Source organism: Gemmatimonadota bacterium (genome assembly GCA_022560615.1).
Lineage (GTDB): Bacteria > Gemmatimonadota > Gemmatimonadetes > Longimicrobiales > Gaopeijiaceae > UBA1138.
This window is the reverse complement of the sequence record JADFSR010000050.1, coordinates 1-23,760: the sequence shown is the minus strand read 5'-3', so window position 1 is coordinate 23,760 and position 23,760 is coordinate 1. Positions and strand designations below refer to the sequence as shown.

The window sequence follows — 23,760 nt, the reverse complement described above, 5'->3', positions numbered from 1 at the left end:
CCGGTCGAGCCCGGCACCGCTCGAGCGGAGCGTGCGGTACGCGTCGGTCAGCTCACGGCCCAGCGCGTCCAGCGGGAGGTGCCGCTCGAAGTGTGCCCGAGCTGCGGCACGCTGGTCGGTGTCTTTCGAGGCTCCCGCAAGCTCCACGATCCCTGTGGCGAGCCCCCCGGCGTCCCCGACCGGTGCCAGCGCAGCCCGTTTTGAGCCGGCGAGCATGCGCCGGTGCGATGGGACGTCCGAGGCGACCACCGCCGTGCCACACGCCTGTGCTTCGATGACCGCGTACCCGCTTCCTTCACGGTGGCTCGCACTCAGCAGAATATCGGCGGCCGACATGAACTGGGGGATGCGCTGGTGCTCAGTAGGGCCTACAAGGACGACTCGGCTCGCCACCTCGGGTGTGCGGCCGAGCCAGGCCCTGACTTCCTCGAGCAGATCGTCGCGTTGGTAGATCATCCAGAAGCGCAGCGCTGGGAGCCGGGGGACCGCCTTCGCAACCGCTTCCAGGGCCGTTATCGGGTCCTTGGCGGCTGTGAGGTGCCCGACCCAGAGCACAGCCGGATCACCGGAGAGCTCAGTCGCACGGCGGGCATCGGAACGGGGCAGCGGCTCGAAGCGTGTCGAGCCCTCGATCACCTCGAAGATGGGCACCTCCGGCCGTAGGACCCCGGCCTCGAGAAACGGTCGCGCCTGCTCGGCAGCAGTGAACGCAACGCCGGACAACGGCCTGAGTCCCCAACGTTGCAGTGACCGGCGCCACCCGGAGCGCACGCGGTCCGCGTGGTCCTGTGCCAGGAGCGGGACGGTGCGAAGCCGCCTGGCCAACGCGTGGACATGGAACGGGAACGACAGTCCCTGAACGTGGACCAGCTCCGGCGCCAGGTCCGCGACCACATCGAGGGCACGGAGAGAATACCGTGCGACGCCATGTCCGAGCCACGCCGCGATTCTTGGGACGCGCACCTCTCGAACGAACACGAAGCGGACGCCGCTGCGTTCGATCTCAGCGTCGTGCGCGGCGGCCTGGACCACGGTCACGTCCACGGCCCAAGCGGCCGCGGCGGACGCAACGTCGACGAGCGTCGTCCAGGCGTCGAGAAGCTCTTCGGGAGCCCGCCCCGCCGGGTCCATGTACCCACTGAATTGAACCACTCTCACGGAGCGCCCCCCTTGCCTGTCAGACCAAGCTAAGAGATCCATTCCCGCCACCGCCACGATTCCTCTCCAACAGTTGACCTGAAGATGCCGCACGGCGCGCTCCGACCGAATTCGCTCGACCTCACGCCCGCGGAGGTGCACACGCGCCTCGAATGGCCTCTCGCCGAGCCCCGCTCGCCGAGATGAAGCTGCTCGAGCTGGCGATCCTCGGCGTCCCGGTGCGGTTCGAGGCCGCCGAGCCGGAGCTGCTCGACGCCGTCGACGCCGTATACGGACCGTGGCGAGAGCTCGCAGAGCGCGACGGTCTCGTCTCTCGTGTCGGCTCCGGACCGTCACCGCTCATTCGGCTGCGCCTGGGGGGAAGCGCCACCGTCGCCCCGGAGAAGCTGACCATCGAGACGCGGGACGACGGCCGGCTCTCGGCGGAAGCAGACGGAGTCCGGGCCATGGCGAATCTGGGCGGCATGCGCGCCGAGGCCCGCCTGGCGCCAGCCGTGATCGGCGACCGGCGCGCCCTCCGCATGGTGCTGGACACCGTCGTTCTCTATCTCGTCACCCGTCTCGATCGAGAGCCCGTTCACGGCGCGGTTATCGCCACTGACGGTGGGGGACTGATACTCGCCGGCGTAGGCGCGGTGGGAAAGAGCACGCTGTCGTACGCGGCTCACCGGGAGGGCTTTCGCGTGCTCACCGACGACGCGGCCTACGTGCAGATAAGCCCGAGCTTGCGTGTGTGGGGCATGCCGGGACCGCTGCACCTCCCCCGCTCGGCCGTGGCCTGGTTCCCCGAGCTCGCCGACGAACCGCTCGTGCGGCGACCGAGCGGCGCCTTGAAGCACGCGGTCGAGCTGAGCGATGGCGAAGCGGCGGTCACGGGCGGGGGCACGCGTCGGGTGGATCCGCCGATGGTGGAGAGGGCGACGCTCTGCATCCTGGAGCGCGCCGAAGACGGTGCTGTCGGGCAGCCCGTGACCACGCTCGAGCCGGAGAAGGCGGTGGCACTCCTCCTTTCACGCCTCGAGCCCGGCTTCGACGCGTTCAGGAAGAGCATCGCGCGCCGCCTCCGCGCGTTGGCCGCGGAAGGTGTTTGGCTCGTGCGCGTCGGCGGGGATCCGCGAGCGACCGTCGCCGCGCTCTCCGAGATCGCGTTTCCGCCCTGCGGGTGAGCAGGTTGCGGGGTAATCCGCTCACGCACCATCCGCCGAGGCCGTCTGACGGAGCGCCAGCGAGCACACACACCGCCGACAGATCTCGTTGCGGCGCACGTCGAGGCCACGCCGCCAGGCGATCGCCTCGGGGGCGTTGAGCACCGCCTCCAGGCTCCCGGCTTCGTGGATGTTGCCGAGCGGGGGGTGGAAGAAGCAGGGTCTGACCGTCCCGTCGGTCTCGATCACGGTGGAGACCCAGGGGGCGTTGCACGTCACCGCCGGAAAGTCGCCCTGTCCCGTGAGCGCCGAGAAATAGTCGTACAGTCGCCCGTGGAGCTTCTCGGGGCTCTCGGCGATGAAGCCGCGAGCGAAGTCCTGGCTGTACTCGCGCTCCAGCGCGACGAGCTCCTTCTCCAGGAGCGGAAGCTCCTCCGCCGCGAGCGCTACCTCGGCCGCGCGCTCCGGAGTCCAACCGCCCGGCCGGTTGAATGCATCGGTGGAGACGTCGGCCGCGAGAAAGCTCACGCCGTCGAGCCCTATATCCCGCGCCGCTCGTACTGTGTCGCGGAGATGGAGGAAGTTGGCGCGCTGCACCGTGCACCGGGCGGAGACGCGGACCGCTGCGTCCGCTTCCTTCACCGCGTGAACCCCCGCGGCGAGCTTGTCGAACGCCCGCGGGATGTTGCGGATCCGGTCGTGCACCTCCCTCGGACCGTCCAGGCTCACCACCACGTCGTCGGAGTAGCGGACGAGCTCCTCGGCACGAGCCTTCAGCAGCAACCCCGTGCTCAGCACCGTGATCCCGATGCCGGCCGACCGAAGCGCCGCGCAGAGCGCCCAGATATCCGAGTGCATGAGCGCCTCACCCCCGGTGAGCACGACGCGCTCCACTCCGAGAGCCCGCCACTCGGACATCCAGCGCGTCAGGTCGTCGACCGAGATCTCCTCCTTGGTGGTCACCCGCCAGATGTCGCACATCAGGCAGCGGCAATTGCACCGGCTGTGGGGCGCGAGCATCACGATCGGCAGGCTCGTGATGGGATCAAGGCGCGGGACGAGCGGGAGGCTCCTGTCCTCGGTGTGCTTGGAGATCGGTCGAGGGGAGAGACGGGTCACGGGGCCCCGGCTTTCGACCTACGGTCGTGCTCGATCATGTCCGCCCCCGTGCAGCCGCTTCCGTCGACGTCGCCCGACTCAATCGTATCCCTCGGGTCGGGCAGTCGGAAAGTGTCGCAAGACGTCCCCCCGGTCCGCACGCGGTCCACGGCCCTTTCCATCACGCTTCTGCCCGCAAGCCCAACGCCGGCCCGAGCTGCGGCCAATCCTCAAGCACCCGCTCCAAGATCGTCGCGAGAGGCGCGGCCACAAGCTTGCATGTGCCCTGTACGTCGAGCCGCTCGACCGCGACGCCGGTCCGCTCAAACAGCTCGGCGAAGCGCTCGTCTCCGAGTCGAGGCACGCCGGCGACGACGACCAGGGCGACGTCCGAGGCCTCCGCCTCCCAGACGGGACGCGAGAGGTGCACGAGGTCTGCCTGAGCATCCGCGTCCAGAACCGGCGGCGGCAGCCCCAGCCGCCGCGCCGCGACCGCTCCCACGCCCTCGAGCAGCCTCTTCTCGTCGAGAGCCCCGTGCCGGCGCGCGGCTCGAAGCTCGTCGAGGAGCGTGCCGGCTCCGGTGAGGAGCGAGTCCGACCCCAGCAGCACGTCGACGCCGGCGTTGAGGAGCTCGTGGCGTGCGGTTCGCCCGAATAGGAAGTCGTTCGACGTCGGGCACCACACGATGGCCACGCCGGCCGACCGCAGCCGCTCGATACCGTCCGCATCGACGCCCACCACATGAACCGCGATCAACCGCTCGTCGAGCAGGCCGAGGCGCTCGAGCGCCTGCACCTCTTCGGCGTCATCACTGGTGGTGCCCTCCGCCACATGCATGCACAGCGGCAGGCTTTGATCCCCGACACCCGCACCTTCGAGCCCCGGCTCGAAACCCAGCGAATGGACACTGCGGACGCGTGCCAGCCTCAGCGGGAAGCCGCGCTCGAAGTCAGGCTCCCACGGATCGTGGTGGACCACGGTCGTAACACCGCCGAGGAGGTTCTTGAGACCGCCGACGAGGAGCGCGTCCCTGCGGTCTATCGACCGGCCTCGCTCGATCACTTCGGACCAGCGGTCGTGGATATCGCGACCCCAAGCATATGCGTTCCGGTAAGGCGGCGAGCCGAGGCGGGGATAGTGGTTCCTGTGCAGGTGGTCGTGCGCGTTGATCAACCCAGGCCTCAGCTCGCCGGGCCCTAGGTCGACCGAAAGCTCGAAGCCGCCGTCTGGATCCACGAGCCGACCGGCATCGATACCGACGCCGAATCCGCCCGGACCCTCGAGCCGGTACCTCAGCGCGTGCAACACATGGCGAGGACCAGCGGCAGACCTCGCTCACGCTCGTACTGATCGATGCGCCCCGCCCGCTCGTAGAACGGCCTTTCCTCCGGCCCCGCGGCGACCTCGCTGGTGCGGTCGATCGTCCAGCCCACCCTTCGGGCGGCACGCTCGTACTCGGCCATGGAATGCGTGTGGTGCTCGACCGCGTGGGGCCGGCCCTTCGGGTCGCGGAACGTCCGCGTGTGCCCTGCGACCACTGCCTCGGGATGGAAGTCGGACACGATGAGTCGCCCGCCCGAGCGGGTGACGCGAGCCAGCTCCCGGTAGGCGGTCGTGAGCTCGGGCAGGTGACCCAGCACCATCCGGCACCAGACGACGTCGAAGGCTCCGCTGGCCAGCGGAAGCGCACGAATGTCGCCCGCTGCCAGCGCGGCGCCACCCCGGTGCCGAGCCGCGGAAAGCATCTCGGGCACGAGGTCGACGCCGATCGCGCGCAGCGGGCCGTCGGGCCCACTCGGGAGCCTGCGCCCGGTGCCGCATCCCGCGTCGAGCAGCGACCGCCCCTTCAGCGAAGGAGTGAGCGCGCCGACCGTACGGTCCTCCAGCGCGCTGACGGCGCACTCGTCGTCGTAACGAGCGGCCCAGAGGCCGTACGCCTCCCGCACAGGCAGCGCGTCCGGCGGTGCGTCGAGCGGAGGACGCAGCTTCACTCGCGCGACCCCACCACCCCCCTCGCGGCGGCCGTGCCCGCCGGCCTGAGGTGCCCGTATGCCTCTCGATCGTCGGTGGTTCGAGCCCACCGGCGCACGGCCCTGAGGAGCCACGGGTTCTCGTAGTCGGCTGCCTCCCAGCGTGGTCGGGCCAGGAAGCGAGCCAGGCTCCTTCCCCAGTCACGGGTCCGCTTGTCGTGAAGGGACGGGAAGCGACTCTTGAGCACGACCTCGAAGTCCTCCACGCGGGCCTTCAGGCGGCGAGTGAGCCACGGCACGTCCGGGTTCTCGTGGGTCATCCACCCGACCCACTCGGGCTCGGTCCACACCTCCAGGTCGAGGGGCGTCCCGGCGAGCGGGTCCACGTCCCCGTAGGTGCCGCGCCGCTGCGGGGTCGGAGTGTAGAAGTACGTGATCAGCTCCATGTCGGGATTCACCGCCTTGAGCTTTCTCACGAAGGCGAGAGTGCTCTCGATCTCGGCCTCCGGGTCCTCAGGACCGCCGAACACGAACGAGAACTCGGGTATGATGCCGTGCTCGCGCGTCCTGGCGGCGATCTCGAGGGTCTGCTCCGTGGTCAGATTCTTGTTCATACGGCGCAGGACCTCGTCGGAGCCGGATTCGGCGCCGAGGAACACCATCCTCAAGCCCGATGCCCGGATCGCCCTCCAGGTGGGCTCGGAGAAACGGAGAAGCGCGTCGATGCGTGACTCGCACCACCACGAAAGCCCCAAGGGCGTAATGCGCTCGCTCAGCTCCAGCGCATGGTCCTCCCGAACGAAGAAGTTGTTGTCGTAGAAGTGTAGGCTGTCCATGCCGTGCTCGCGGGCCAGGAACGCGACGTGCTTCGCCGTGCGCTCGGGTGCCTCTATCTTTTCACGGCTCCCGTACACCGAGATCACGCCGCAGAACTTGCACCCGTACGGACAGCCGATCGAAGCCTGATAGACGCCGGAGCGGCGGCCCAGGGACGTCGGGTGGAGGTAGTCGTCGACGGGAATGCGGTGGTACGGGGGCGGCGGGAGTTCCTCGGGGCCGACCCAGGGGCGTTCCGGTCCGATCCGGTGCTCGCCTCCATCCCGGAACGCGAGCCCAGCCACCGTCGCCGGGTCCCGGTGTCCCTCGAGTACGTCGAGCAGCTCGAGAAACGTCGTCTCCCCCTGGCCACGCACGACAAAGTCGATGTAGTCCGCGTTGAGGACCGGCTTCGGGTAGAGGCTCGGGAAGTAGCCCCCCCACACGATCGGAACGTCAGGATGGCGGGCTTTCAACCCTTTCGCGATCGGCACCGCGCTCACGAGCTGTGGACCCGGCATGACGGTCATGGCCACGGCCCGTACTGGATCGCGGCTCCCTCTCGCCGCGTCGATCCGGGCCGAGACCTCGGCCAGCGGATCCACACCCGGCCGGTTGCCGTCGACGATCTCCCACGACACGTCCTCTGGCAACACGGCTGCGACCGACATCAGCGAGAGCGGAAACCGGCGGTTCCGGGGGCGTGTAGAGCGTGGGTTCACAAAGACGATCACGGGACCTTGGCCTCCCACACGTCGAAGCGGGACGGGGCTCGCCGGCCGCGAAGCCGAGCAAGCAGCGGACGCAGCTCGTAAGCAAGCGGATAACGTACGCGGCGGCGGCGCCAGGCGAGCCCGAACGGTTCGGAGGCTCGGGCCAACCGGTCCGCCGTGAGGAACTCGATGAAGGGCAGCGCGAGCAGGTCCGGCGCGAGCAAGCCGAACTGGGCTTCGGCCTGCGCCTGCTTTTCGGCCACCATCGCCTCCCCGTGGGCCGCGGAGTCGTAGAAGGGGGAGTCGATCACGACAATGCGCCCGCCGGCTCGGACGACGCGGCACGCCTCGGCGAGCGCCCGCTCCAGGTCGAGCGCGTAGTGGATCGCGGCGTTGAACACCGCGATGTCGGCGGCGTCATCCGCGATCGGTAAGGCTTCGAACGATCCCGCGACACGGTCCGGAGGGGCTGCGGGTCCGGAGGCGCCGCCCGCCAACACACCCAGCCCGTCGACGTCGTCGACGCGGAGGTCCACCGCGGTCGCACGGTGTCCCAGGGCGCGCACCCGGCAGCTGAGCCACGCGTTACCAGCGCCCAGGTCCAGCAGGTGGAGCGGCCGCGGCCCGAGCTCGCGCGCCAGCGGGTCGAGGACCATCGAGATGAAGCGCTCGAATGACCTCGCGCGCACTCGCCACTGCGACGCGGTCGGGCCGCTGCGCACATAGGGAAGCGCGCGCACCTCGTCCTCGCCGCCCCGGCCTCGGCCTTCCGAGGCCCGATGCTCGGCGTACGCGGTGCGAAACCGGCGGAGCGCCTCCGCCGAAACACGGGCCGGCGGCGCGGGAGTCAGCGTGCCCTCCCCGGGGACGACGTGTGACGCAGTCCGCTCCAGGTGGACGAGTACGTGGTCACCGAGGAGCGCGAGCGGAGCTTCGGCGATCCGGTCGAGCGCCTCGAGCGCGCGGAGCAGGCGCGGGTGTGCCGAGATCGCAGGCTCGGCGGCGCTGGGCGGCACGAAGATCCCGACGCCGCGGGTACGCACCCGGCGGAACTCCGGGGCGAAGGCCCCGGCGACCTTCCGGGGACTCGGGTAATGTACCGTGAAGTCCACACCGCCGAGGCGTGCGGGAACCGGAGCGCGCGCCAGCCGGCGCACCGCGGTTCGCGGGTCGCCCCGCGCAAGCTGGACGACCACCTCCCCCGGAGGGAACTGCCCGAAGAGCACGAGCAGCGCGGGGGCGCCAGGACGGAGCAGAGCCGCGAGCCCCCGAGCCACGGCTCGGAGGTCGGCTACGCAGTTCAACGCGGCGAAGTTCGAGTACGCTCCGTCGAACAACTCGCCGCCACGGGACCGCCACTCGGCCGCGAACTCCTCGATCTCCTCCAGCACGAGCACGGCTGTGTCGACGCGGTCGGCGCACCCCTGGGCGACCGCCTTTTCCGTGGCCCTGTGCAGCATGCGCTCGGATCCGTCGGTGAGGAGCACGTCGCGGCCCTTGAGCGCCAAGAAGATCGCGTCTTCGCCAGTCCCGCCCCCCAGCTCGAGCACGCGTGCGCCGGGTGGAAACGCCCCCACGAGGTGCCGGCGTACCGCGCGACGCTGAGCGGCGACGCTGGCCCAGGTGCCGAAGCGCCCGTCGAACACGTCGGCAGACGCGTCGAACGCCGCGACCGCCGCGGGGACGCGAGTCGAGCTAATCATGGACCGCGACCAGGTTACGGAACTCGGCCTCCCGCGCCCAGAGCTCATCCCACTCCGCGGATAGGGTCGCGCCGCCGCCGTTGTACGCGTCCACCTCCTCGTGGAGGATGTCTCGCAACATGCGGTAGAAGTCGGCCGTATAAGTGCCGTGGAAAAGCATGTCCAGGTCGTCGGTGTGCTCCCAGTTGCGCTTGGTGCCGACCTGCGAGCGTACCGCTTCGTAGAAGGGTGTTCCTGGCAACGGGTACGAGACGGACACCCCGATCTCGTCGGGCCGCTCCTCGAGGATCAGGTCGCGAGTGCGAAGGATGTCCTCCTTGTGCTCCCCGAGGTAGCCGAGCTGGATGAACCAGCAGGCCCGGATGCCCTGCGCCTTCAAAGTCCGGGTCGCCTCGCGGATCTGCTCGATTTGAGTGCCCTTGTCCATCGCGTCGAGCACCTGTTGCGAGCCTGACTCGACGCCGAGCCAGACCTCTTCGGCCCCGGACTCATCGAGTGCCGCAACGCTCCGGGGCTTCATCAGGTTGACGCGAGACTGAATCGAGAACGGCGTGCGGGTCCCCCGCTTCGTCACCTCGTCGGCGAAGTCCTCGATCCAGCCCGCGGTGAGTCCGAAGATGTCGTCGGCGAACCATACGTGGTCGGGCCGGACGTGTTCACGGAGGAGCCTCAGCTCCTCCGCCACATTCGCCGGGCTGCGCTGTGCGTACTGCCGGCCGAAGACCGGCTTCGCGCACCAGTTGCATCCGTACGGGCAGCCCCGGGACGTAGCCATGTTCCAGGAGAGCCTCCCGTGGGTACGCGTCCAAGCCGCCCGGTACTGCTCTACGTCGACGAGGTCCCAGGCCGGGAACGGGAGCGCGTCCAGGTCGGAGATGCGTGTTCGGAGAGCCGTCCGGCGAACGCTGTCCGGCGAGCCGTTCGCGCCCGTGTCTGACGATCCCGGACCGGGCAACGCGAGCCCCGGAACTGCTCCTAGATCCGCCCCGGGGTCAGCCGTGAGGACATCGACGACGTCGCAGAAGGTCTCTTCCACCTCGCCCAGGATCACGGCGTCCGCTCCGGCCGCGAGATACACCAAGGGACGGTCGGTAGCGTCCGATCCGTTTACGACCACTCGGCAGCCGCGCTGTTTGGCAGCCTCGATCATCTCCAGGGCGGCCCGTCGCATGCGGAGCGTGCACATCTTGGTGAGGAAGTTGAAGTTGTCCTCGAGGATGCCCACGAGGTCAGGACGGACGTCATCGAGCATCCGCTCGAAGGCCTCGACCCCCGGGGCCAGCATCGAGTCGAAGAGCTCCACTTCGTAGCCGCGCTCCCTGACCAACGCCGCCGTGACGAGCGTACCCAGCGGGGCGTACGGCTTCATCTTCCGCGTCTGCTTCTCGTCGTACACGAGGTAGTACGAGTGCGCGAGCAGAAGCGGTGCGCGAGGTGAGGAGGAAGAACTCATCGTGGGAGGGTGTCTACGGGCGACACGGTCCGACGACCGCATACACCCGCTTCCAGGAAAGGTCGATGCATAAGGTAGTTATGAACGACCTCCGGGCGAGCCCACCGCAGCTTCCAGCATCCGGCAACGCTCCAGCCGAGGACGTATCAACCAAACCACATACGTCACAACGCCACTGTGCGTACGTAACGAATCCTTTGGCGCCTCCCGGGAAACGGGTGTAGTTTCGCCCTAAACCCTCCTCTGTCGCATTTCCGATATGAAGGAGTTAGTCGCATGGCGTGCTCAAGAGTGACCGGTTTCTTCGGATTTTCGCTTGTGGCGTTCTTGGCGTTCGCCGTGCCGGCCGCAGCGCAGCAGGCCATCTCCGGGCAGGTGGTCGACGCCGCGAACGGCCAGCCGATCGTAGGAGCGCAAGTGTCGGTGGTCGGAGGCACCAGTGGCTCTCTGACCGACGCCCGAGGCAACTTCAGCGTCGCCGTGCCGAGCGGACGACACTCCATCGTCGTCCAGTTCATCGGCTTCGAGACGCGGTCGATCGGGGGCGTGCAGGCGGGCGAGTCCATCACGGTCGAACTGACGTCGACCGCGGTCGTGTTGCGTGGCGTCAACGTCACGGTGAGTCGCGGACGCGAGCAGCGCACGGACCTTGCGCCTGCCCATGTCATCACCGTGGACGCCGAGACGATCGAGAGGCTGGGCGCGACGACGGTGGTCGACTACATCAGGGGTGAGCCGGGGGTGGACGCGATCCAGACAGGCATCTTCCAGAGCAACACCGTGGTGCGCGGCTTCAACAACGTGTTCTCGGGCGCGTTGCTGGTCCTGACGGACAACCGATACGCCAGGGTGCCGTCGATCAACCTCAACGCGTACAACATGGTCGCGGCGACACCGCTCGACGTGGAGCGCGTGGAGGTCGTGCTCGGCCCGGCGGCCGCGCTGTACGGGCCGAACTCCGCCAATGGCGTCATGCATATCATCACGAAGTCCCCGATCGATAACCCGGGAACCTCCTTCAGCGTGGCCGGCGGCAGCCGCAGGCTCGTCCAGGGTGTTTTCCGACAGTCGTGGGCGAACGAGGACCGGAATGTCGGCTTCAAGATCTCCGGGCAATACTTCCGTGGTGACGACTTCACCTACAACGATCCAGTAGAAGGGGCAGCGGCAGCCAACAACCCGGGCGATCCACTCATCGGGAACCGGGATTACAACGCCGAGCGGTACAGCATCGAGGCCCGGGCGGACTTCCGACCCTGGGACAACGAGGACGACGAGATCATCCTCACTTACGGCCTCAACGAGCTCATCAGCTCGGTCGAGTTGACCGGTATTGGAGCGGGCCAGGTCAAAAACTGGAAGTACCAGTTCTTCCAGGCCCAGATGCGAAGGGGCGCTCTCTTCGCTCAGCTCTTCTTCAACGGCAGCGACTCGGGTGACACCTACCTGCTACGGACGGGCCAGCGGATCGTGGACGAGTCCACCGTCCTGGCCGCGCAACTCCAGTACAACCTGACGCTGACCAGTCGCATCGACGCGGTCGTGGGCTACGACTACACAAAGACGAACCCGGACACGAAGGGCACGATCACAGGCATCAACGAGGATAGTGACCAGACTACCGAGATGGGTGCTTATCTCCACACCACCACGCGGCTCAGCGACCGATTGAACTTCGTGGCCGCGCTACGCGTGGACGATCACGAGCACCTCGAGGACCCGGTCTTCTCACCGCGTGCCGCACTGGTCTTCAGTCCAGCGGACGGGCACAGCCTGCGCACGACTTACAATCGCGCTTTCGGTACGCCGACCACGAACAACCTGTTCTTGGACCTCGTGGCGGGTCGGATACCGCTCACGCCGACCGTCGGCTACGACGTGCGCACGCAGGGCGTGCCCAAGTCGGGCTTTACGTTCAACAACACCTGCGCGGGTGGTGTGAACAACTACTGCATGTACTCACCGTTCGCGCCCGGCGTGCAGCTCCCGGCCACTGGTGCGGCTCTCTGGGACGCCGTGCTCGTTCCTCTCGCCCTGACTAATGCCACGCTGCTGGCGACGTTGCCGCTGCTCGGTCTGACGCCGGAGTCGTTCGCGGCGATCGTGGGCAACCCCGGGCCCGGCGACCTCAGCTCGGTTTTGCTGCGGTTCAACTCAGAGAATCCGTCGATTCCCTTCCTGCCGGATCCAGGCGCGTCGCCGGTGGCGCGACTCAAGCCGACGATTACCAATACATACGAGGTAGGCTACAACGGCCTCATCGGCGGCCGGCTCCGTATTGCAGCCTCCGGCTACTATACGAAGATCAATAACTTCATCGGACCTTTGAGGGTCGAAACGCCGAGCGTGTTCCTGGATGGCGCCTCGGTCGCGTCCTTCCTTGTCGGGCGCCTCACGGGCGTCGGCATTCCGCTGGCATTCGCGAGTCAGATCGCCGCAGAGATCGCGGCCGGGGCGGCGATCGTTCCGCTCGGAACGGTGGCACCCGACCAACGAACCAACTCCGACCTGATTCTGACGTACCGCAACTTCGGTGACGTTGACTTCGTCGGGGCCGACGTCGGCTTCGAGTGGCACGCTTCGTCACGCACCACACTCACCGGATCCTACTCGCACGTGAGCAAGGAGTGTTTCGACTTCGACGGGGACGGCACCTGCGGCAGCAGTCGAGACATCGCGCTGAACGCGCCGTCCAACAAGGGATCGATCGGCCTCATGTACGACAACAAGGTCGTGGGTGCCTTCATCGGCGGTCGGATGCGGTTCAGCGACGGCTTCCCGATGAACTCCGGCGTCTACGTGGGTCAGGTAGAGAGCTACCAAGTACTCGACTTGAACATGGGCTACCACGTTCCAGGCTATTCGGGCTTCATCGTGTCGCTCACGCTGAACAACGCGTTCGGGAACCTGCACCAGGAGTTTATCGGTGCGCCTGAGATCGGCCGCATCGGTATGCTCAAGCTGCAGTACGAGTTCTAGCACGACGAACGCAAGCGCGATCCCGGATCGCGCGCATCGCCCCGGCCAGGGATGCTCCCGGCCGGGGCGTTTCGCGATATTTCGCGATGCGAATCGTCAGCGGGAAGTTCGCGGGCCGACATCTGACCTCGCCCGGCAGAAACGTGCGCCCCACGCCGGAAGGCGTTCGTGACCGGTGGCTCGATCTCCTCGAGGCGGATCTCACCGGAGCACGAGTCTTGGATCTGTTCGCGGGCTCTGGGGCGATCGGGCTGGAAGCGCTCTCCCGCGGGGCGCGCCACGTCGACTTCGTCGAGAACGGAGCCGGTGCTCTCCACTCGCTCAAGGCGAACGTCGCCGCGTTACGGGTCACGAAGAAGTGTCGGGTCTACAAGCGGGACGCGATTGCGTTCGTAGCGAAGCTCGAGGCCGGTGCATACGACGTGTGTTTCGCGGATCCACCCTACGGATCGAGGAAACTCGATCTCGTGATCGAGCGCTGGCGGCAGGTCCCCTTCGCAGCGCTACTGGCGATCGAACACGCCAAGGACCACGATGTCCCGATCAAGGGGAAGTCGTACGACTTCGAGGGAGAGACCCGGGTGACGGTCCTGCGCCGGAGGTCCTAGCCGGGCCGCGTCGACGACCGCCGCGACGGATCGAGGCCTACAGCCAAAGGAGCGATGGCGCATGCGATGGAGCTGCGTTTCAACCGCTGGCGCAATCGTGGTCGGCGCGGGCGCCCTGTGCGCGCAGGTCCCCGACGACCTGAGCCAGCTGACCGGTGAGGAGCTGTACGTCGCATCGTGCGCGGCGTGCCATGGCGCGGACGGCAGCGGGCTGGACCGGTCGCTGCTGGGCTTCGAAGAGGCTGTGCCGGACTTCACGGACTGCGATTTCGCGGCGCGCGAACCGGACGGCGACTGGGTCGCGGTCGCACACGAAGGCGGGCCTGTGCGCGGCTTCAGCGAGATGATGCCCGCGTTCCGTGGAGCCCTCACTCCGGACCAGCTCCAACTGGTCATCGACCACATCCGCACCCAGTGCACCGACCCCAATTGGCCGCGCGGCGAGCTCAACCTGCCCCGTGGCCTCGTCACCGAGAAGGCGTACCCGGAGGACGAGTGGGTCGTGGAGGCCGGAGTGGACCTGGAAGGCGACGGTTCCCTGGGAAGCGCGTTCGTCTATGAGCGCCGCTTCGGGCCCCGCAGCCAGATCGAAGTCAAGATTCCGTTCGGCTGGCGCTCAGTGCCAGGACCGGGTGGGGCTTCCGACGAATGGGTCAGTGGCTTGGGCGACGTCGCGCTCGGCGTGAAGCACGCGCTGCACCACAGCCTCGTGTCGGGCACGATCTTCTCGCTCGGCGGTGAGGTGATCCTGCCGACCGGCGCGGAGTCAAAGGGGCTGGGTGCCGACGGAGCGGCGATCGAGGCCTTCGGCTCTTTCGGCCAGATCCTTCCCGCCGACGCCTTCATCCAGGCGCAGGCGGGCGCCGAGGTGCCGCTCTACGGCGGCGCCGCGAACGAGGTCTTCGGAAGAGTCTCGTTCGGGCGCACATTCACCGAAGGCGCGTGGGGCCGAAGCTGGACGCCCATGATCGAGGCGCAGGTCAAGCGCGATCTCGAGGAAGGCGCGCCGACCCGCCTCGACCTGATCCCGCAGCTGCAGCTGTCGCTCAACACTCGCCAGCACGTGCTCGCCAACATCGGGCTGCTCGTGCCTGCGACGCATAGGAGCGGGCGCTCGGTGCGGCTGCTCGTCTACCTGCTGCTCGACTGGTTCGACGGCGGCTTCTTCGAGGGGTGGTGAAGTGGTGAGCGAGCGCGCCCTGCTGATTCCGCTGGCGTTGGGCATCGTCGTGATCGCCGCGACTCCGACCACGCCGCCGCCGGCGTGGCTCCCCCTCGACCCTAATGGCGATCTCTTTCGCACCTCCGACCGGTGCATCGCGTGTCACAAGGGGGTCACGACCTCGGCCGGACTCGACGTCTCGATCGCATACGATTGGCGGGCGTCGATGATGGCGAACAGCGCACGCGATCCATACTGGCAGGCGGCGGTGCGGCGGGAATTGATCGATCACCCGGAAGCGGCCGCGGCTATCGAGGACAACTGCAGCCGCTGCCACATGCCGATGGCGAATGTCACGGCACAGGCCGACGGGCGGACGGGCTCGGTCTTCGCGAACCTGCCCGGCGGTGACGGGACCGAAACGGAAAAAGCACTCGCGGTCGATGGCGTCTCTTGTGCCGTGTGCCACCAGGTGCAGCCCGACGGCCTCGGTGAAGAGTCGAGCTTCACGGGTGGCTTCACGATCTCAGAGCATGTTCCGGAGGAGGGGCGGAGCGTGTTCGGCCCCTTCGAGCCGGACGAGGGAGGGGCCGGCATCATGCACTCGGCGACCGGCTTTCGTCCCACCGAAGGCCTGCACGTGCAGACGTCGGAGCTGTGCGCGAGCTGCCACACGCTCTTCACACATTCGGTGCGCGACGACGGCGGCGAGGGTCCCGAGTTTCCAGAACAGGGCCCCTACCTCGAATGGAGAGCGAGCAGCTACGCGGCGGAGGGGGAGATGGGGGAGAGCTGTCAGGACTGCCACATGCCTGCGGTGCAAGAGGACGTTCCAGTCACGGACGTGCTCGGGCGCGCGCGCGCCGACGTGTCCCGACATGTCTTCCAGGGTGGCAACTTCTTCATGCTGCGGTTACTGAACCGCTACCGGGACGAACTGGGGGTAACAGCGTTGCCGCAGGAGATGGCGCTGGCAGCCGACCGGACCGAGGCGCATCTGCGCAGCTCAACTGCGAGCGTCGAGATCCAGAGCGCGAGCCTCGAGGGCGATCGGCTGCGGATCGACGTATCGGTTCAGAACCGGGCTGGGCACAAGTTCCCGACCGCGTATCCCTCGAGACGCGCTTGGCTCCACCTGACGGTCGACGACCGGGACGGCCGCCGCGTCTTCGATTCGGGGGCTTTCTCCCCGGACGGAAGCATCGTGGGCAACGATCATGACGAGGACGGCTCCCGCTACGAGCCGCACTACGAAGAGATCAGCGAGGCGACTCAGGTGCAGGTGTACGAAGCCGTGATGGTGGATCAGCGCGGCGCCGTCACCACCGGACTCATGTCCGCCGAGCGCTGGGTGAAGGACAACCGCCTGCTGCCCGCTGGGTTCGACGCGAGTCGCGCCGACGGACGGGTCAGCGTGCACGGCGCGGCGACCTCCGACGCCTCGTTCACCGCCGGCGGCGACGAGGTCCGGTACCGCGTGCAGGTGAGTCCGGACGCGGGGCCGTTCACGGTCACCGTCGAGCTCTGGTTCCAACCGATCGCGTACCGTTGGGCGCAGAACCTCAGCGAGTACGATTCCTTCGAGACGGACCGCTTCGTCCGGTACTACGAGTCGATGGCGGCCGCTTCGGCGCTGATCGTGGCCCGAACCCGCGCGGTCGTCCGGTGACGGGCAGGCAGGAAGTGGAGCTGTGGCGACGACTCGCGCTGTACCTGCTGCTGTTCGGCAGCGCCGGCACCACCACCGAGCTCATCTTTCTCGAGCATATGGAGGACCCTCTGCAGTGGACGCCGGTCGTGCTGCTCGGCCTCGGCTTCCTGGTGGGCGCCTCCGTCGCGTTTCGCCCGACACGCAAGCTCGTGACCGCCCTCCGCGTGCTCATGCTGCTTTATCTGCCCGTAGCGGCGCTGGGCCTCTACCTGCACCTCAAATCGAATGTCGAGTTCGAGTTGGAGATGCGCCCGTCCATGGCGGGCCTGGAACTGCTCATGGAATCGCTCAAGGGTGCGATGCCCGCGCTCGCACCCGGAACGATGGCCCAACTCGGGCTTCTAGGACTGTTAGTTTGTTTCCGGCACCCGGCGTTCTCGGCGCTCGGTCCCGAGACCGATTGACCGCGTACGCAGGAGAGATGATCATGCGCCTCGCAATCAGAAGCGTGACAGCACTGGCGGTAGGGCTCTTGATCGCAGCGCCGGCGGGCGCCCAGGTCGGCGACAACCTCGGCCTCGTGAACCCGAACCTCGCGTCCGAGGACGAGCTCGGAGCGGTACAGGGGCTTCCCGCGGACGCGGTCGCGGCGATCATGGAAGACCGCCCGTTTCTGCGCCTGTCCGATCTGCACAGCGTCCTCTCGGGTCACGTGGCGGAGGACGCCTTCGAGACGCTCTACCGTGCGCTGTGGGTGCCGATCGACCTGAACGACGTGAGCGACGAGGAGATCCTGCTCATCCCGGGAGTCGGAGGGCGGATGCGGCACGAGTTCGAGGAGTACCGTCCGTACGTGGGCCTCGCCGAGTTCCACCGTGAGATCGGCAAGTACGTGGACGACGACGAGCTCGCGCGCCTCGCACAGTACGTCTACGTGCGCATCGATCTGAACACCGCTTCGGACGAGGCGATCCTGAGCATCCCGGGCGTGGGCAACCGCATGCGGCACGAGTTCGACGAGTACCGCCCCTATGCGGCGATGGCGCAGTTCCGGCGCGAGATCGGCAAGTACGTCGACGACGACGAGCTCGAGCGCCTGGCACGCTACGTGGAGATTCGCTGAGCACGACGGCATCCCTCGAACATGAGATCGGCAGGCGACGCACGTTCGCCATCATCAGCCATCCCGATGCAGGGAAGACGACCCTAACGGAGAAGCTGCTGCTCTTCAGTGGCGCAATTCACCTGGCAGGGTCGGTGAAAGCGCGGCGGGCCACGCGTTACGCGACGTCGGACTGGCTCGCCATGGAGCAGGAACGCGGCATCTCGATCACCGCGAGCGTGCTGCACTTCGACTATGCGGGCTTCCGCATCAATCTGCTCGACACGCCCGGGCACCAGGATTTCTCCGAGGACACGTACCGCGCGCTGACCGCCGCCGACAGCGCCATCATGCTTCTCGACAACCGGAAGGGCGTGGAGAGCCAGACGCGCAAGCTGTTCAGCGTCTGCCAACGCCGCCGACTCCCGATCTTCACGCTCGTGAACAAGTGCGACCGAGTCGGTGAGGACCCCCTCGGCATCATCGACGACGTGCATACGGAGTTGGGCATCCGTGCCTTCGCCGCGACCTGGCCGGTTCGAAAGGACGGTCGGCTGATCGGCGTATACGACCGCGCGGACGGCCGGGTCATCTTGTACACGAGCACGGAGGACCACGGACAGTCGCGCCCCGAGTCCGTCGTCGTGGGGCTCGATGACGACCTGCTCGATCAGAAACTCGGCTCGAAGGGGGTCGCCGAGTTCCGCGAGGAAATCGAGTTGCTGGACGTGGCTGGCGAGCAACCGGACGCGGACGCCGTCGCCGCGGGGGAGGCGACGCCGGTCTTCTTCGGCAGCGCGCTGACCAACTTCGGTATCGACGTGCTGCTCGATAGATTCCTCGCCGCCGCGCCGTCGCCGGTTCCCAGGGAGAGCACCCAGGGCGTGATCGACCCCGTCACCACACCGTTCTCGGGCTTCGTGTTCAAGGTTCAAGCGAACATGGACCTCAAGCACCGGGACCGTATCGCGTTTCTTCGCGTTTGCTCGGGCCGCTTCGAGGCCGGAGTGGACGCGGTCGTATCGAGGACCGGAAAAACGCTGCGCCTCGCCCAACCACAGGAGTTCATGGCGCGCGAGCGCTCGCACGCGGAGGACGTGGTCGCCGGCGACGTCGTGGGCCTGCACGACCGTGGCAGCCTGCGAGTGGGCGACACGGTGGCGGTCGCGGGCGACTTCGAATATCCAGGCGTCCCGCGCTTCTCGCCGGAGCACTTCGCGCAGGTACGACTCGACGAAGTGATGCGGCGCAAGCAGCTCGACCGAGGGCTGAGCCACCTGGCGGAGGAAGGCACGATCCAGCTTCTCTTCGCGCCTTCCCTGACAGGCCCGGTACCCATCGTGGGGGCGGTCGGTCGCCTCCAGTTCGACGTACTCGTCGATCGTCTCAGGAGAGAGTACGGCGTCTCGATTCGCCTCGAGACCCTGCCGTTCCACTGCGCGCGCTGGGTGACGGGCGACGAGTCGGAGATAAAGCGGCTCGGCTCGATGCACGGCCGTCGATTGGTCGAGGACGTGGATGGCCTCCCCATGGTCCTGTTCGACAACGAGTGGGCGCTCCAGCGCAGTGAGGGCCAGGCTGAAGACATCCGATTCCACGAGGTGCAGCCGAAGCCGGAGACCTGAAGGTCCAGCAGCGGTCCAGCATGGGCCGCGCGCCTCTCGACAGAATGGAGTGGCGCTGCCATTTCTAATGGGCCTATACCCGCACAGCGAGGGGACACGACGGTGCTCATCACGCGTTACGAATTACTCTCGGTCATCGCGCTCCCACTGGGGATTGGAGTAACGCTGCAGGGCGGAGCCGGGACGGCGGCGCCCGTGGCGCCCGACCACGTGGCCGCTCGGGTCCTGGACGTGAGCTTCGCCGATGACGTGGCTCCGATCCTCGACGCGAACTGCATCCAGTGCCACGGGGGAGCGCCGGAAGACGGCGACGTGGTTCTCGAGGCCAGTCTCAATCTGACGAGCTACGAATCCGTGATGGCCGGCTCCGAGTTCGGCAGCGTCGTCGAGCCCGGCGACCCCGACGACAGCATGCTGCTCGTGCTGGTCGAGGACGGCGACATGCCGGAGGAAGGTGATCCGCTGTCCCCCGAAGACATCGAGCTGATCCGCACGTGGATCGCAGAGGGCGCGAAGAACAACTAGCCGCGGCATGGTTGACGTGCACCTCGAGGACGAAGGGATCGTGTACGTGCAGCTCCGCCTGAACACCGAGTCCGGCGGTCGGTCGATCCGCGAGTTCGCCGCGGACGCGAGAAGGCGCATCGAGCAGGACCAACCCAGAGCCATCGTTCTCGACAACGGCTTCAATCCCGGTGGAGACCTTACGCGCACCGCGTCCTTCGCTCGCGCGCTGCTGCCCGGTCCCGCGGGTGTGCCATCTGGCCGGGCACGCCCCACCTTGTGTCACACCCTCCCGCTACGCTAGTAGCTCCAAGCAACTAGCCGGACAAACCGTCACCGCAGACGAGCGGGCACATGCCACTCCGCCTGACACAGGCCGCCACTACCTCCGCGCTCTGGGAGGCGATGTCCGCTCGCTTCCTCGACGAGCTGGGCGAGCGTGTCGGCCCCAAGGCCTACCCGGCCCACCTATGGCTCAGAGACCGCCGCCAGCGGGACATGCTGCTGGAAGCAGGGGCGCCACACAGGTGCGGTTGGAGTCTACGAGCTTGGCTGGTAGCGGGGCGGGGCCCTGAAAGGCACTAGCTCCCCTCCTCCTCAGGCGTCACCCTATTGCGCCAACGACTCGGGGAGCGGCGAGTGTGAAGACACGCGATCACCTCGATGACGTCTACTTGCGCATGGTAATAGACGGCATAAGGGAAGCGGCCCAGGAGTGCACGCCTCAGGCCGACGGCGATCTCCGGGAATGCCGTGGGGAGCTCGGAAACGAGTTCGATGACGTGGTCTAGCGATCGAGCGAAGTCGTCGCCAAGTCCTGGACGCTTGGCCTCGTACCACTCCCTGGCCAGCAGCACATCCGAGGCCGCCTCCGAACGGAAGCGGACTCGCAGACTCAGCTCGACCCCTGCAGCCGGGCTCGGACCTCTTCCCAGGGAACATACTTGGGGTCGGGATCCGCGAGACGTCGCTCGAGCTCCTCGAGGTGCCACTCAGGAAGCGCCACATCTTCCGGACTGGCAGCGAGGGCATCCCAGGCCTCGCCCAGCAGCTCGATGCGTTCATCGGGTGGAAGGCGGAGAATCTCGGACAAGAGAGCTTGTTTCGTCATGCCTACAATCTCTTCTAGGCACCCTGGACACGGCAATGCTTGAATCGGTCCCGGTGATGCGTGGCTCGGGTGATTTGGCCGGCGCGGGCAGGAGCATAGGCCGATGGGACGCGTGCCACCACCGTCCGACTGCGTCGGGACCGTCTCCTTGCCCGAAGGCTGGCAGACCCACCCTGCTCTCACCCGGCGGTACATTATCTCGGCACTTATTGGTGGACTCCTAGGAACCGTAACATTCCAACCTCCGCCGAACGCGCCTGGGAACTGCCGGAAAACACGGGAATCGCTCCCTCCCGTCAGACCCCCCTCCAAGCATCGCCGGGCAGACTTGCGACCAGACGCTCGAGCACGGCGTCCATGGCGAGATCGAAGTCCCACGCGACACCGGAACGAAGCAGCGGTTCGACGTCGGCGCGAAAGGAGGAGTCGGCGCGCTTGCCGTTGAGATTCGCCTCGAACTGTGCCCGAGTCACGCGGTGGCCCCCCTCTACCATATAACGCTGAAAGCACGCGAGCAGTGCCGCAGGGTCGGCTACCCCCCGCTCCAGCGCGTACCACAGGTCGAACAGATCCCGACCCTTCTTGCGCTGATAAAGCGCCCGGAGCTTCGTGCCCAGCAGTTCATCAACTACGAAGGTCGTCAATTCGGCTTCCCCCGCGAACCAACGGTTCTCCACCTGGAACGGTACGCGAGTGAGTCCAAGCTCGGTAAAGTGCTCCCTGGAGTTGATCTCGATCTTCAGCCGCAGCTTCAGCGGTGGGGCATCCTCGGAGTCGAAGCGATATACGAGCGTGACCCGCCCCTCCTTGAAGAGACGCGACGGCGCGCCGAGCCATGGATCGAGCGCACCACGAACGGCGTCGAGGGTCTCGCCGATCGGCCCGGGCTCTACTTGCACGAGATCGATGTCCTCAGAGTATCGCGCGGGCGGAAGCAGGTAGAGCTTGTATAGCGCAGTTCCTCCTCGGAAAGCGAGGCTGGCCGCGACGCTTGGAAGCCGAAAAATCTCGACCAGGGCCCTGCTGATGACCAGGTCCTGCTCTACCCACGCATCCTGGCTCCAAGGGGCTCGACTTCGCCACTCGGTGATGAAGGCTTTAGGAATCACAGGTCGGGCTCGACCTCGACGTTGACCGCGACCTTCCAACGCACGTCGCGCACCGCTCCCGCCATGGAAACAGACGGAGCCAGAGCCACGAAGAACCGGGCTCTATCGCCGAGGACCGGTTCCAGCGCGACAGCGTACTCTTCGGCCTCAACCAGTGAGAGGAGGTAGCCGAGCCGTTGGACCCATGCCGTGGGAACTCGGCTCGCCTCGGCCTCGAGGGCGTGGGCGTCCATCGACTCGATGAGCTCCACCAAGACGGTCGCGACATTGCTGAGTCCGCCACCGTGGTCCGGATATGCGACGAGCTCCAGGGCGGTCGCTTCCGGCGATGAGATACGCAGGACTCCGCGCGGCGTGTTCCGCTGGACCACGGGCGTGCCTGCCATGTCCTGCCGGGCGATGAAATCGACGCTCACTTGGCCACACCTGAGCGCACGGCGGGCGCGCGACACCATCACCTGGAACACCTGTGGACGCTGGTGGGCCGCTCCGTGGTACGCCGCCGCGCTCAGAAGCGCCACGTAGTACGGCTCGCGGAGGTGCTGCATCAGATCCGGGACGAACTGGTCGGCGGGTAGGCACCGGAGTCCCGCATACTCCGGTGGTACGATGACGTGGAAGCTACGGTACGGATCCGCGACGAGGCCTTTCTCCTTGAGTCGTCTCAGCGCTGCGCAGGTCGCAGCGACGCTTCCGCCGAGAGCCTGTGCCGCCTCGTCGGTCGTGAAATGGTACCGTCCGCGGGCCTGCAGGTCCCGGATGTAGCGCGCAGCGGAGGCCATTGGCTGAATCTGTACCAGCAAAAGGTCACGCAATACCACGTATTGCGACTACAGTCTTGTGAAAGTCCATGATCGCAAAAACTAGCGTATTACGTGATTTTCAGCCAGTATAGACTCGTGTCTGCGAGGTCAAGGCCGGTGCGTCCGTCTGAAGGTGGTGGCGGGCAGCCCGACGCTCGATCTACTCGCCCAGCCGCTCCAACAACGCCGCCTGCGCCCACTGGTTGATCGACTGCCCGGATGCAGCTGCCGAAGCTTCGACCCGGCGGTGCGTGTCCGGGTCGGTGCGTATGAAGATCGTTCCCGAGTAGGCGCGGTCGGGCTCGCGGCCGGCGTCTTTGCATGCACTCAGATATTCGTCGACCGCGCGGTGCAACGAGGCCTCCAGTTCGTCGACGCTGCGTCCTTCGAAGCCGATCGTGTCTCTCGTGCCCAGCACGTGTCCGTAGAAGAAGCGCGAACCGTCATCATATTCGATTGCCGCGGGGTAGCCACGATACGTCATCATCGATCCATCGCTCCCGCTTGAGTGAGGAAGTGTCTGAGCCTCTTGGCCAGGCCCCGTCCGATCTCGGGGCTCGGGTGACAGATCCTTGTGCCCGCCGCAATGCCGCCAGCGTCTTGGCATGCCTACGCTTCATATTGTGCTAGCAAGTTACGCTAGCGTCAACCTGCGTCTAGAGTTCCGTTCCATGGACTGAACGGTGACCACCTGCCCGGGACGCTGCCATAACCCGATGGGCCAGTGGGCGCGCGGGTGCAGCGAGTGCTTCCTCCGGCGGCCCCTCCCCACTAGGCTCCCCCGCACGGGACCGAGGGCTGGAGCTAGGAACCTCTGAGGCAGCACCTTTTGTACTTCACGCCACTCCCGCAGGGGCAGGGCGAGTTGCGTCCGAAGCGCGGCGGACCCCGTGTCATCTCGCGCGCCAGGACCGCCGCGCGCTCCCCGGGATTCTGATTGAAGACCCGCGACAGCATTGCGTACAGCTCGGGGTGCTTGCGCTCCATCACGCCGGGGCGCTCGAAGAAGTACTCGGTGGTGACAGCGAAGAATTCGGCCTCGTTGGTCA

General features: G+C 67.0%; 23 protein-coding genes. 11 read left to right on the top strand and 12 right to left on the bottom strand.

The window, feature by feature from the left end; all coding sequences use genetic code 11:
- On the bottom strand, nucleotides 1–1,158 hold a 1,158-nt coding region (locus IIB36_18215; GenBank protein MCH7533676.1), incomplete at its 3' end, for a glycosyltransferase family 4 protein.
- A gap of 152 nt (nucleotides 1,159–1,310) precedes the next feature.
- On the opposite strand from IIB36_18215, the gene IIB36_18210 reads away from it, so the two are divergent.
- Nucleotides 1,311–2,324 carry a hypothetical protein gene (locus IIB36_18210; protein ID MCH7533675.1) on the top strand — a complete coding sequence of 338 codons (1,014 nt, stop codon included), beginning with the start codon at nucleotides 1,311–1,313 and terminating at the stop codon, nucleotides 2,322–2,324.
- 21 nt (nucleotides 2,325–2,345) lie between these two features.
- Here the strand turns inward: IIB36_18210 and IIB36_18205 are convergent, their stop codons facing one another.
- The 6 genes from IIB36_18205 to IIB36_18180 form a co-directional block, all read right to left on the bottom strand.
- Complete coding sequence (locus tag IIB36_18205) at nucleotides 2,346–3,323, bottom strand: radical SAM protein (protein MCH7533674.1); 978 nt, start codon at nucleotides 3,321–3,323, stop codon at nucleotides 2,346–2,348.
- Nucleotides 3,324–3,582: 259 nt separating this feature from the next.
- Nucleotides 3,583–4,710: an amidohydrolase family protein gene (locus IIB36_18200; GenBank protein MCH7533673.1), complete on the bottom strand. Its 1,128-nt coding sequence runs from the start codon at nucleotides 4,708–4,710 to the stop codon at nucleotides 3,583–3,585.
- The gene (locus tag IIB36_18195) at nucleotides 4,695–5,393 is read right to left on the bottom strand and encodes a methyltransferase domain-containing protein (GenBank protein ID MCH7533672.1); all 699 of its coding nucleotides are present in this window, start codon (nucleotides 5,391–5,393) and stop codon (nucleotides 4,695–4,697) included. The genes IIB36_18200 and IIB36_18195 overlap by 16 nt, the downstream gene beginning before the upstream one ends.
- The gene (locus tag IIB36_18190) at nucleotides 5,390–6,922 is read right to left on the bottom strand and encodes a B12-binding domain-containing radical SAM protein (GenBank protein MCH7533671.1); all 1,533 of its coding nucleotides are present in this window, start codon (nucleotides 6,920–6,922) and stop codon (nucleotides 5,390–5,392) included. The genes IIB36_18195 and IIB36_18190 overlap by 4 nt, the downstream gene beginning before the upstream one ends.
- Complete coding sequence (locus tag IIB36_18185) at nucleotides 6,919–8,604, bottom strand: methyltransferase domain-containing protein (GenBank protein ID MCH7533670.1); 1,686 nt, start codon at nucleotides 8,602–8,604, stop codon at nucleotides 6,919–6,921. The genes IIB36_18190 and IIB36_18185 overlap by 4 nt, the downstream gene beginning before the upstream one ends.
- Nucleotides 8,597–10,057: a B12-binding domain-containing radical SAM protein gene (locus IIB36_18180; GenBank protein MCH7533669.1), complete on the bottom strand. Its 1,461-nt coding sequence runs from the start codon at nucleotides 10,055–10,057 to the stop codon at nucleotides 8,597–8,599. The genes IIB36_18185 and IIB36_18180 overlap by 8 nt, the downstream gene beginning before the upstream one ends.
- A gap of 276 nt (nucleotides 10,058–10,333) precedes the next feature.
- Here IIB36_18180 and IIB36_18175 point away from each other — a divergent pair, with 276 nt between their 5' ends.
- The 10 genes from IIB36_18175 to IIB36_18130 all read left to right on the top strand — a co-directional run bounded on the left by IIB36_18175 (nucleotide 10,334) and on the right by IIB36_18130 (nucleotide 20,479).
- Complete coding sequence (locus tag IIB36_18175; protein MCH7533668.1) at nucleotides 10,334–13,036, top strand: TonB-dependent receptor; 2,703 nt, start codon at nucleotides 10,334–10,336, stop codon at nucleotides 13,034–13,036.
- 86 nt (nucleotides 13,037–13,122) lie between these two features.
- Nucleotides 13,123–13,644 carry an RsmD family RNA methyltransferase gene (locus IIB36_18170; GenBank protein MCH7533667.1) on the top strand — a complete coding sequence of 174 codons (522 nt, stop codon included), beginning with the start codon at nucleotides 13,123–13,125 and terminating at the stop codon, nucleotides 13,642–13,644.
- Between the two features lie 61 nt (nucleotides 13,645–13,705).
- Complete coding sequence (locus IIB36_18165; GenBank protein ID MCH7533666.1) at nucleotides 13,706–14,824, top strand: c-type cytochrome; 1,119 nt, start codon at nucleotides 13,706–13,708, stop codon at nucleotides 14,822–14,824.
- A gap of 4 nt (nucleotides 14,825–14,828) precedes the next feature.
- A complete protein-coding gene (locus IIB36_18160) occupies nucleotides 14,829–16,475 on the top strand; it encodes a hypothetical protein (GenBank protein MCH7533665.1) in 1,647 nt (548 codons plus the stop codon).
- Entirely contained in the window at nucleotides 16,472–16,921 is a 450-nt protein-coding gene (locus IIB36_18155; protein ID MCH7533664.1) for a hypothetical protein, read from the top strand. Before IIB36_18160 ends, IIB36_18155 begins: the two co-directional genes overlap by 4 nt.
- A gap of 23 nt (nucleotides 16,922–16,944) precedes the next feature.
- Nucleotides 16,945–17,580 carry a hypothetical protein gene (locus IIB36_18150; protein ID MCH7533663.1) on the top strand — a complete coding sequence of 212 codons (636 nt, stop codon included), beginning with the start codon at nucleotides 16,945–16,947 and terminating at the stop codon, nucleotides 17,578–17,580.
- Nucleotides 17,577–19,184, top strand: coding sequence for a peptide chain release factor 3 (locus IIB36_18145; protein MCH7533662.1), 1,608 nt, complete (start codon nucleotides 17,577–17,579; stop codon nucleotides 19,182–19,184). Before IIB36_18150 ends, IIB36_18145 begins: the two co-directional genes overlap by 4 nt.
- Nucleotides 19,185–19,286: 102 nt before the next feature.
- Entirely contained in the window at nucleotides 19,287–19,709 is a 423-nt protein-coding gene (locus IIB36_18140; GenBank protein ID MCH7533661.1) for a hypothetical protein, read from the top strand.
- Nucleotides 19,710–19,716: 7 nt separating this feature from the next.
- The gene (locus IIB36_18135; GenBank protein ID MCH7533660.1) at nucleotides 19,717–19,992 is read left to right on the top strand and encodes a hypothetical protein; all 276 of its coding nucleotides are present in this window, start codon (nucleotides 19,717–19,719) and stop codon (nucleotides 19,990–19,992) included.
- A gap of 337 nt (nucleotides 19,993–20,329) precedes the next feature.
- The gene (locus tag IIB36_18130; protein ID MCH7533659.1) at nucleotides 20,330–20,479 is read left to right on the top strand and encodes a hypothetical protein; all 150 of its coding nucleotides are present in this window, start codon (nucleotides 20,330–20,332) and stop codon (nucleotides 20,477–20,479) included.
- A 104-nt stretch (nucleotides 20,480–20,583) separates the two neighbouring features.
- Here IIB36_18130 and IIB36_18125 read toward each other — a convergent pair whose 3' ends face one another.
- From IIB36_18125 to IIB36_18105, 5 genes are all read right to left on the bottom strand, one after another.
- A complete protein-coding gene (locus tag IIB36_18125) occupies nucleotides 20,584–20,799 on the bottom strand; it encodes an addiction module protein (GenBank protein MCH7533658.1) in 216 nt (71 codons plus the stop codon).
- A gap of 296 nt (nucleotides 20,800–21,095) precedes the next feature.
- A complete protein-coding gene (locus IIB36_18120) occupies nucleotides 21,096–21,908 on the bottom strand; it encodes a nucleotidyl transferase AbiEii/AbiGii toxin family protein (GenBank protein ID MCH7533657.1) in 813 nt (270 codons plus the stop codon).
- The gene (locus IIB36_18115; GenBank protein ID MCH7533656.1) at nucleotides 21,905–22,690 is read right to left on the bottom strand and encodes a type IV toxin-antitoxin system AbiEi family antitoxin; all 786 of its coding nucleotides are present in this window, start codon (nucleotides 22,688–22,690) and stop codon (nucleotides 21,905–21,907) included. The genes IIB36_18120 and IIB36_18115 overlap by 4 nt, the downstream gene beginning before the upstream one ends.
- A 181-nt stretch (nucleotides 22,691–22,871) precedes the next feature.
- The gene (locus IIB36_18110; GenBank protein ID MCH7533655.1) at nucleotides 22,872–23,198 is read right to left on the bottom strand and encodes a type II toxin-antitoxin system HicB family antitoxin; all 327 of its coding nucleotides are present in this window, start codon (nucleotides 23,196–23,198) and stop codon (nucleotides 22,872–22,874) included.
- Between the two features lie 317 nt (nucleotides 23,199–23,515).
- Nucleotides 23,516–23,760, bottom strand: a 245-nt coding sequence (locus IIB36_18105) for a zinc-dependent peptidase (GenBank protein MCH7533654.1), incomplete at its 5' end; no start/stop codon positions are given.